Origin of the sequence: Vibrio sp. J2-4 (assembly GCF_021728155.1) — a bacterium.
Lineage (GTDB): Bacteria > Pseudomonadota > Gammaproteobacteria > Enterobacterales > Vibrionaceae > Vibrio > Vibrio diabolicus.
In genome coordinates this window covers 10,536-19,214 of the sequence record NZ_JAKKCN010000017.1, presented here as the reverse complement: position 1 = coordinate 19,214, position 8,679 = coordinate 10,536, and the positions used below count along the sequence as shown (strand labels likewise).

Below are 8,679 nucleotides of genomic sequence, written 5' to 3'. Positions count from 1 at the left end.
TATGCTAACAAATTGTTCAAGAGTGATTCGGCACGCGTGGCATTTTTACTATGCGTTGGTTTTGGTGGTTAAGGTGTTATGCGGAAGCATCGGTATTGCGTGCCTCACACCTTAACAAGGCGTTATGCATCAGGAGTATTATGAAGTCAGAGCTTGAAACTATGGAACTATCAGAGTTTCTTAGTGAGTTTAACAAAGAGAGTGATCGCGGTGCGGCTTAAAATGCTGCTGCTGTGTTAGATGATTGGCTAGGTAATATCCTCGGAGAATTTTTTGCCGATAATAAGTCAGGAAAAGATCTAATATCTGGTTTTAATGCGCCATTAGGCACTTTTGCCGCAAAGGTAACAGCAGCACATGCCCTTGGATTAATTCAAGATAATGAGTTTCGCGAAATAACACTTATCCGTAAAATTAGGAATGAGTTTGGTCATAGTTGGCGTGGTGTTAGTTTTGAATCGGATAAAGTGGCTCATTTAGTAAATCAATTACCTTGGTGTGGTCCTCCTGAGTTCGAAGCAAATTCAACTCCTAGAGCACGTTTCAACTCGGTCATCGCTATATTACTTGCTGATCTCATGTGGCGGGCGAGGCTGGTAAAAAAAGAGCGAAGAGTAGTCAAGTTGTGGTCTAACAAAATCCGTGGAAATGATGCATAACAAACTGTTTAAGAGTGATTCGCAACGCGTGGCATTTTTACTATGCGTTGCGTTTAGTGTTTAAGGTGGCATGCAGCGGCATCGGTATTGCGTTGTTCACACCTTAACAGGGCGTTAGGAGATTTAATGGTTTCGTATCAACAAACAGAAGATTTATCAGCTTCGGCTAAGATTACTTACGTAAATATGCGCTCATACTACGAGCATTATTCTGTTGATTGGGATTGCTCCAAAATTGAAGAACAAATCCATGATTTAACCAATTTCGATATCCTGTTCAATGGTGAGGTTGTTGGAGCAATTCGTTTGGCATTTGATAGCTACGGTTGTTATATCCGTGACTTGCAAGTCAGCGAGAAACACCAAAATAAAGGTGTTGGTGCGTTAGCACTTTCTGAATGTGAAAGGCTAGCAATTGAATCAGGCGCTAATCGACTTAGGTTACGTGTATTTAAAATTAGCCCAGCTTTCCATCTCTATGAAAGACTTGGGTTTGTGGTTGATAACGCTGATGATCGATTTTACAGTATGTCGAGAACAATCTCCTAACAAACAGTTAAAGAGGGATTCAGCACGCGTGGCATTTTTGGTATGCGGTGGTTTTAGTGTTGAAGTGCAATGCAGAGGCTTGGTCATTGCGTGCTTCACCCCTTAACTGGGCGTTATGTTTTTCTTGATATAAGCAGAGTATTGGAATGGATAAAAAAGTAGAGTTAGCTCTAGAAGCTATAAAAGCCTCTCGCGGTACGGAGTCGGGGGAATACGGGATCGATTTGTTTGTATCTCATCATTTAGATGAACTCCCTACAGCAGTATGGCTAGAAATTTTAGGCAAAGAAAATCCAAGCTTTGACGACATTTTGTCTGCACTGGTAGTCGCTTACGTGGAAGACGACGGCTGTGATTTTACGTTGCCCAATGATGTCACAAATTACTTAATAAGCGTTTCATTTGATGAAAATGGTCAAGTTGTTGATATTTCGATGGAAAGCTGAGAATACAAACATAACAATCTGTTTAAGAGTGATTCGCAACGCTTGGCATTTTTACTATGCGTTGCGTTTAGTGTTTAAGGTGGTCTGCGGTAGCATCAGTATTGCGTTGCTCACACCTTAACAGGGCGTTATGTGCTTTCGGAGAAAACGATGAATAAGTGTCTAATCATCATATTAGCTAGTCTTTCATTTGGTGCTCTTGCTGAAGAAGAGCCCACTGACTGTAATAATGCGATGACCACAATCGAGATAAACCAATGTGCCGCTATTGAACTAGAGTCAGCACAAGTTAAATTAGACAAATATCTAAGCGCTAGTTTCGAGTATAACTCTCATGACCCAGAGCTGATCGCAGCAATTAAGCTTGCGCAACAGGATTGGCAAGCATATATCTCCTCTCACTGTGATTCGGTTTATACGCAATGGCGTGATGGGACTATTCGTGGAATTATGGCGATATCGTGCAAAACTAAGTTAACTAAACAAAGAACGCACGAGTTATGGGAAAACTTTTTAACTTATATGGACAGTACACCACCAGCTTTACCGGAGCCAAGTGTAGAGTAGGTTTCAACCACGCACATAACAAACTGTTCAAGAGGGATTCGCAACGCGTGGCATTTTTACTATGCGTTGTTTTTAGTGATTAAGGTGGTATGCGGCGGCTTCGGTATTGCGTTGCTCACCCCTTAACAGGGCGTTATGTAGCTTAATGAGTTTCAGGGAGATAGATATTGAGAAATAAGTTTATTGAGTTCCAGCAGCACTTATATCACGACATCGAAGATGAAGATAAAGCGGAAGAACAGCTAGATAATGTTTTACCTTACATCGGCTTAATTGTTATGTATTTCAATGCTCTCGAATCAAATTTGGATTCGGTTTTGTGTGAAAATTTTACCGATCGTACTGACTCTCCAGGCTTAATTGTTCTGAATAAACTCAATTACTCAGCTAAAGTTGATCTACTCAAAAGGTTCTGTGACGACTTTCAGTTAGGTAGTGGAGTTAAGTTACATGGCTATGAGCAAATAATTACTAATCTAAACGAGTGTGGTCGTCTGAGAAATATGGTTGTGCATGCTGATTGGAGGTCGACTGATGAAGACGGGTATACGTTTATTAAGCTGAAAATGTCTAAAAAAGGTATGCAACAGGAGTATGTACAGTTCACTGAAGACTCTATGGAAAAGATTACATCACTAATTAGTAAAACGATGGACGATCTATATGAGTTCTGGGAGCACAGAAATGACGTTTTGTATGGACGTGCACCAGCTACATAACAAAGCATTCAAGAGGGATTCACAACGCTTGGCAGTTTTGGTTTGAATCAGCTTTAGTGTTTACGGCACAATGGTTTAGGCCGGGTGGTTTGCGTTGTTCACCCCTTAATGCGGCGTTATGCGTAATTGATGGAGTACCGAGAATTAGATGGAAGTAGTAGAAGCGGAAAAATCGGATTTAGATTCATTCTTTGTGTATCTAGAAAATCAGCTGTCTGAAAATGGTAATGGAGAAGTTCCTCTTTTCCAGCCAATGTCCAGAGAGCAAAGTGAAATTCCAGAAACAACAAAAGATAAGTTTATCCAAGGCTTTTCTCATCAGTTTGGCGACTTAGGTTGGAGAAAACTTAGGGTTGTAAAAGACACCTCTGGAAATATCAAAGGTCATATCGATCTTCGCCACCACAGTGATGAAAGCTGTTCTCACAGAGTTCTATTAGGTATGGGCGTAGATGTTTCTTGCCGGAAGCAAGGTCTTGGTCAAAGACTCATTGATGCTGTTATAAATTTCTGCCAAGAAAAAGCTGAAATTGACTGGCTTGATCTTTGTGTATTATCAGAGAATTTCCCAGCAAAGAACCTCTACCTAAAGGCAGGGTTCAATGTTGTTGGAGAGTTCAAAGATCAATATAGAATCGACGGTTTGTCAGTCTCGGAAACAGCAATGACAAAGTACGTCAAAAATTACGCATAACAAACTGTTTAAGAGGGATTCGCAACGCGTGGCATTTTCACTATGCGTTAGGTTTCATGGGAGAGTTATCGTGACAGAAAAGAGTTTTTTGATTGAACATGGGGCATCTATCATCGCAGTTTCCGCTTCTTTGTTGACCGCAATTGTAACCCTCTCTTTTAATTGGTTTAGTAAAGTCACAGACCATACGTTTCAAGAAAAAAAGAAGCTCTCAAGAGAGAAGTGGAATTCAAAAACAACTATGTCATAGAACCAATTATGGCTTTCATGAAGAAAGACATAATAATGGCTCAGGCTGTATATGCTAAAGGCTTGAATAGTAGCAAAGATGTCGTAATTGATTGTTCAACTCAGGGTGAGAATTTATATATTGCGTCATTGGCTGCTTCAATCAGCTCTGAGTTGGCAGAAAAAGTGAGATTGTATGGGCATGAAAAGGTTTCCTTAAATACTTACGCACTAGCTCCCAGTAAAGAAGAGGGTAAAGACTTAAACAAAGCGTATAAATGCCTTCGCAAATTAGAGCTGTATGCTAGTGAAATCATCACAGACCTGTGTGAGCATTGCACAGGAGCAAGAGAAAAAACCTAACAAACTGTTTAAGAGTGATTCGCAACGCGTGGCATTTTTAATATGCGTTGCGTTTAGTGTTTAAGGTGGTATGCGGCGGCTCGGTATTGCGTTGCTCACACCTTAACAGGGCGTTAGTTCCCCAGAGGAAGCATCAATCCGTAGGGAATTTTTGTTTCTGGTGGAGTACACGCATAACTCTGATGATATCGCCCTCGACCCAGTAAGAGACAATCATCGAAATCTCAGGAATAATGAGCAATCGTCCGCGGATGCCATCTCTTTGCAGACCCATTAGAGGTTGTTCAAGCAAGTTTTCTACTTTTGCTTCAATGAGGTTGTCAGTTTTTTCTGCCGCATCAGGGTTGAAGTCATAGAGAAACTCGAAGATCTTTTCACGATCATTAAGTGACTCTTCTTCCCATAAAATCATTGCTTACCTCGATTACGGATTCTGGCTTTGCGCTCTTCCATTCGAGATTTAGCAGTTTGGTGTTCAACGAAAACGGATTTTCCTGAGTCAAACTTCTCAAATGCTAGGTTTACTTGTTCAGTTAGCCATGCATCGTGAGATAATGTTTTTCTTTGTTGTTCAGCGAGTTGCTCAGTAAGTTCACGGCAAGCATCACTTAGAGTTCGACCTTGGCTCTCAGCCATTTGTTGAGCTAAGCGTTTTGTTTCTTCATCAACACGAAATTGAATTCTAGTGTCCATGATGTATTCCTTTGTTGGTGTGTGTACAAATGTTAGCACTAGGCTTTGAGATGGGCAACTAACAAACAATTTAAGAGTGATTCGGCACGCGTGGCATTTTTACTATGCGTTGGTTTTAGTGATTAAGGTGGTATGCGGGAGCATCGTATTGCGTGCCTCACACCTTAATTGGGCGTTATGTTTAATCACGTAAAATCAGTGGGTTGTGTCTTTTCTTTACTCCCTAAGTCATCCAATTTAGGTCTTTTCGGCAAGTTGGCAACGTTGGGTGCTGCTTTCCGGACATTTATTCGTTGGCGCTAAAACTTCTGAGAGTTGCCTCATTGAATTTCGGATCAAGTTTAACGTGAGGACATTTGGGTCAATCTCAAAGTTAGACTTCGTTTTGTGTTTTCTGCTTTTAAATCTCAAGTTCAATTTTCTCAAGCTTATGAGTTAAATCAGTTTTTAGGCTTTTGGTTTTGTTTACAAATGTAAGTCGGGTTAAACTTCCGTATAGTTAAACGTAAGGTGTTGAATCTTAAACATAACAAACAGTTCAAGAGGGATTCAGCACGCGTGGCATTTTTGGTATGCGGTGGTATCGGTGTTGAAGTGATATGCGGTAACATCGGTATTGCGTGCTTCACCCCTTAACTGGGCGTTATAACAACAAGGATAGTTCCGTGAAAATAACAGTTTTAGATGACTACCAGGATGTGGTTAGAACGTTAGATTGTTTCGAATTACTATCACATCACGATGTGTCCATCTTGAACGAAACACTTCCTGAAACAGAGTTGGTAGTTAAGCTAAAAGACACCGAGGTTCTTGTTTTAATCCGAGAACGGACAGTGATTACAGAGTCACTGCTTGCACAGTTACCTAACCTTAAAGTTATCAGTCAAACAGGTAAAGTCAGCAATCATATTGATGTCCACCTATGCGAAAAGTATGGAGTAAAGGTGTTGGAGGGGCGTGGCTCTCCTGTTGCTCCTTCGGAATTAGCTTGGGCGCTGATTATGGCGGCAAGTCGCCACGTACCAACTTATTCAGCTAATCTCCAAAATGATAAATGGCAAGACTCTGGAGTGCTTGGTTTAGGTCGCACTCTAAAGAGCTTGAAGCTTGGTATTTGGGGCTACGGAAAAGTTGGACAACGAATTGCCCAATATGCAAAAGCATTTGAAATGTCAGTGGTTGTTTGGGGTAGTGAGGAATCTAGAAATCTTGCGCTTGAACATGGCTTTGAAGCTGTCGCTTCAAAGGAAGCATTTTTCTCTGGTTCGGATATTGTGTCACTTCACTTACGTCTGAATGAAATAACTAGGGCGTGCGTAACAGCTCAGGACTTGAGCTTAATGAAGCCCGACTCTTTATTTGTAAATATTAGTCGCTCAGAGCTTGTAGAAAACTCTGCGCTATACAACGAGCTGGTGGCGGTCTCAACTAAGCGAGCTGCCGTTGATGTATTTGACAATGAACCAGCATCGCTTGATAACGAGCCTTTATTGTCATTACCAAACGTTACGGCTACCCCACATTTAGGGTATGTAGAGCAAAACAGCTATGAGCTTTACTTCAAAATAGCATTCGAGAATATTTTAGCTTTCGAGCAGGGTAAGGCATAAACATCAGCATCGAAGAAATCGTTGTTATAACAAACTGTTTAAGAGTGATTCGCAACGCGTGGCATTTTCACTATGCGTTTCGTTCAGTGTTTCAAGTGGTATGCGGGAGCTTCAGTATTGCGTTGCTCACACCTTAACAGGGCGTTATACGAATAGAGGGAAATTATGTACAAAAGTACTGATTTTAACTTGGATTCAAAAGAGTTCAAGTTTAAGAAAGACTCATATCCTTTGTCTAAGATAAACAATGTTAGGGTTAAAAAGTTAAGTTTTCTTGATAACTTAGGTCAAGTTTTATTCTGGGTGTGTGTTTTTTCAGGGGCAGTTTGGTTAGTTATTCCAAGGTTGGAAGAGGTGCCACAATGGCTACTAGTTTTAGTTCTTAGTCTGACGGTTGTAGGTTTGGTTTTTGCTCTTTTTCGTTGTTCTAAATATGCACTTCAAGTCGAGTTTCGCCACATAGATGAAACGGGCGTTCAATGGGTTAATGTCGCTAAGTCATACTCAAAGTCAGATTGTGAGTTATTTGAACAGCAAGTGTTGGCACTAAAGAAATTCGTATAACAAATTGTTCAAGAGTGATTCGGCACGCGTGGCATTTTTATTATGCGTTGGTTTTAGTGGTTAAGGTGTTATGCGGAACCTTCGGTATTGCGTGCCTCACACCTTAACAAGGCGTTATAAAACAAGGAGTAGACCATCGATAAATTACTCTCAAGGTCAGCTGAATACGAGAACTATGTTGACTACATACTAAGGCAACCGCTGTATGATGGTTCTGATAGGATTCGAGTAAGCAGAGTAATGTGCAGCGTATCACTGGAGCACGCTGAAAGTTTAAAGATTCTGCTAGCGACCAGACACTTCACTTCTGCTCTTGGACTATTGAGGCTTCAGTTCGAGAGTCTAGTTCGGGGAATGTGGGTACTGTATGCTGCAAGTGATATAGCAGTAAGCAAATTAACTGCAGAGCTAAATGAAGAAAATCAAAGAAGAGCCAACAATTTGCCGATGTTGAGCGAAATGATTAGCCAGTTGGAGAAGAAGGCCCCCAAAAATGCAGTAGATCCTATTCTCGAGTTTAAAGAGTATTCTTGGAAACCGCTAAGCTCATACGTTCATGGAGGCTTACATGCTGTTGATAGACATAGCAAAGGGTATCCAGTTGCCATGATAGAACAGGTTTTGAAGGCATCAAATGGTGTTAACGGGTTAGTTGCCGTTTTTGGTTCTATTCTCACTGGTCAAACGAACTTGACTCAAGATGTATATACATCATTTGATACATATGCAGACATCTTTCAGATGAAGGGACCAGTTGTTTTATAACAAAGCATTTAAGAGTGATTCGCAACGCTTGGCAGTTTCGCTTCGCTCAAGTATAGCCAAGCGCCGCTCACACCTTAATGCGGCGTTAGTACGGGTTTGACATCAAAGGTCATAAGTTTTGGTGTTTATCTGTTTTGGCGCTCGTCTTTACACCTTTCAGTTTGTACCTTTCATGTTCTTTCCGGTGGCACTATATGCGGAGTGTTCGCTTTGATTTCACCATTTACGGTTTCTAACTTTTAGCCTATTTCTTTGTTGCTTCTTCTTTTTCGTGGTTTTTACTAAGTCAAAATTGTGTTTCTTTGGTGTTGCTGTCGAAGTGCGAGGAACGAATCCTTTTCTAATTTGAAGTCAGTAAAAGTAGGTGAGTTCAGTACGTTTTTCTTCTAGCCAACTTTCGTCTTCCAATCGGGGTAAAGTTTTGTAGCTGCCCGTCTCACTTCAGTGTTCAAAGCCTTTCATATCATGCCACTTTTCAATATCTTGGAGCGCATAAATAGAAGTAGCGTATGTACTAACAAATTGCTTAAGAGTGATTCGTAACGCGTGGCATTTTTACTTTGCGGTGGCTTATGGTGATTAAGGCGCTGTGCGGTAGCTTTTGTATTGCGTTACTCACACCTTAGCAAGGCGTTAGCTTTCTTTGGGAGAATAAAGTGAGTCAATATTTGATCGAACCAGAAGTTCCTGGGTGCTTGGGTGAAAATACTTTGGCAAATTTCGATTTGCATCCACCGATAATAGAAAAGCTACATTTTCAGTTTGATGGGTGGCTAGGTGATGATTTATTGACTTCATTTCCATGCTTTTTAGTCACTGAAC

Annotated in this window: 12 protein-coding genes; 10 read left to right on the top strand and 2 right to left on the bottom strand. The window is 40.9% G+C overall.

The annotated features are described in order from the left end of the window. Positions 1-233: 233 nt before the first annotated feature. From L3V32_RS25080 to L3V32_RS25030, 7 genes are all read left to right on the top strand, one after another. Positions 234-659, top strand: a complete 426-nt coding sequence (locus tag L3V32_RS25080; protein WP_237285555.1) for a hypothetical protein — start codon at positions 234-236, stop codon at positions 657-659. Positions 660-785: 126 nt separating this feature from the next. Continuing rightward, a complete protein-coding gene (locus L3V32_RS25070; protein ID WP_140122875.1) occupies positions 786-1,208 on the top strand; it encodes a GNAT family N-acetyltransferase in 423 nt (140 codons plus the stop codon). Positions 1,209-1,354: 146 nt separating this feature from the next. Beyond that, the gene (locus L3V32_RS25060) at positions 1,355-1,654 is read left to right on the top strand and encodes a DUF2004 domain-containing protein (protein ID WP_237285551.1); all 300 of its coding nucleotides are present in this window, start codon (positions 1,355-1,357) and stop codon (positions 1,652-1,654) included. 150 nt (positions 1,655-1,804) lie between these two features. After that, entirely contained in the window at positions 1,805-2,221 is a 417-nt protein-coding gene (locus L3V32_RS25050) for a lysozyme inhibitor LprI family protein (protein WP_237285549.1), read from the top strand. A gap of 167 nt (positions 2,222-2,388) precedes the next feature. After that, a complete protein-coding gene (locus L3V32_RS25040; protein WP_088729494.1) occupies positions 2,389-2,940 on the top strand; it encodes a hypothetical protein in 552 nt (183 codons plus the stop codon). 148 nt (positions 2,941-3,088) lie between these two features. After that, complete coding sequence (locus tag L3V32_RS25035; RefSeq protein ID WP_237285547.1) at positions 3,089-3,634, top strand: GNAT family N-acetyltransferase; 546 nt, start codon at positions 3,089-3,091, stop codon at positions 3,632-3,634. A 258-nt stretch (positions 3,635-3,892) separates the two neighbouring features. Beyond that, positions 3,893-4,225 carry a hypothetical protein gene (locus tag L3V32_RS25030; RefSeq protein ID WP_237285546.1) on the top strand — a complete coding sequence of 111 codons (333 nt, stop codon included), beginning with the start codon at positions 3,893-3,895 and terminating at the stop codon, positions 4,223-4,225. A gap of 133 nt (positions 4,226-4,358) precedes the next feature. Here L3V32_RS25030 and L3V32_RS25020 read toward each other — a convergent pair whose 3' ends face one another. After that, the gene (locus L3V32_RS25020; protein ID WP_038882476.1) at positions 4,359-4,637 is read right to left on the bottom strand and encodes a type II toxin-antitoxin system mRNA interferase toxin, RelE/StbE family; all 279 of its coding nucleotides are present in this window, start codon (positions 4,635-4,637) and stop codon (positions 4,359-4,361) included. Then, positions 4,634-4,918, bottom strand: coding sequence for a type II toxin-antitoxin system RelB/DinJ family antitoxin (locus tag L3V32_RS25015; protein WP_005398409.1), 285 nt, complete (start codon positions 4,916-4,918; stop codon positions 4,634-4,636). The genes L3V32_RS25020 and L3V32_RS25015 overlap by 4 nt, the downstream gene beginning before the upstream one ends. Before the next feature lie 665 nt (positions 4,919-5,583). Between L3V32_RS25015 and L3V32_RS25000 the strand changes: the two genes are divergently transcribed. The 3 genes from L3V32_RS25000 (at position 5,584) to L3V32_RS24980 (ending at position 7,857) form a co-directional block, all read left to right on the top strand. Next, on the top strand, positions 5,584-6,528 hold the full coding sequence (locus L3V32_RS25000; protein WP_237285544.1) for a D-2-hydroxyacid dehydrogenase family protein: 945 nt from the start codon (positions 5,584-5,586) through the stop codon (positions 6,526-6,528). Positions 6,529-6,693: 165 nt separating this feature from the next. Further along, positions 6,694-7,092 (top strand): DUF6232 family protein, encoded by a 399-nt coding sequence (locus L3V32_RS24990; protein WP_237285541.1) that lies wholly within the window; start codon positions 6,694-6,696, stop codon positions 7,090-7,092. A 240-nt stretch (positions 7,093-7,332) separates the two neighbouring features. Then, positions 7,333-7,857 carry a hypothetical protein gene (locus tag L3V32_RS24980; RefSeq protein WP_017058490.1) on the top strand — a complete coding sequence of 175 codons (525 nt, stop codon included), beginning with the start codon at positions 7,333-7,335 and terminating at the stop codon, positions 7,855-7,857. Positions 7,858-8,679: the final 822 nt, after the last annotated feature.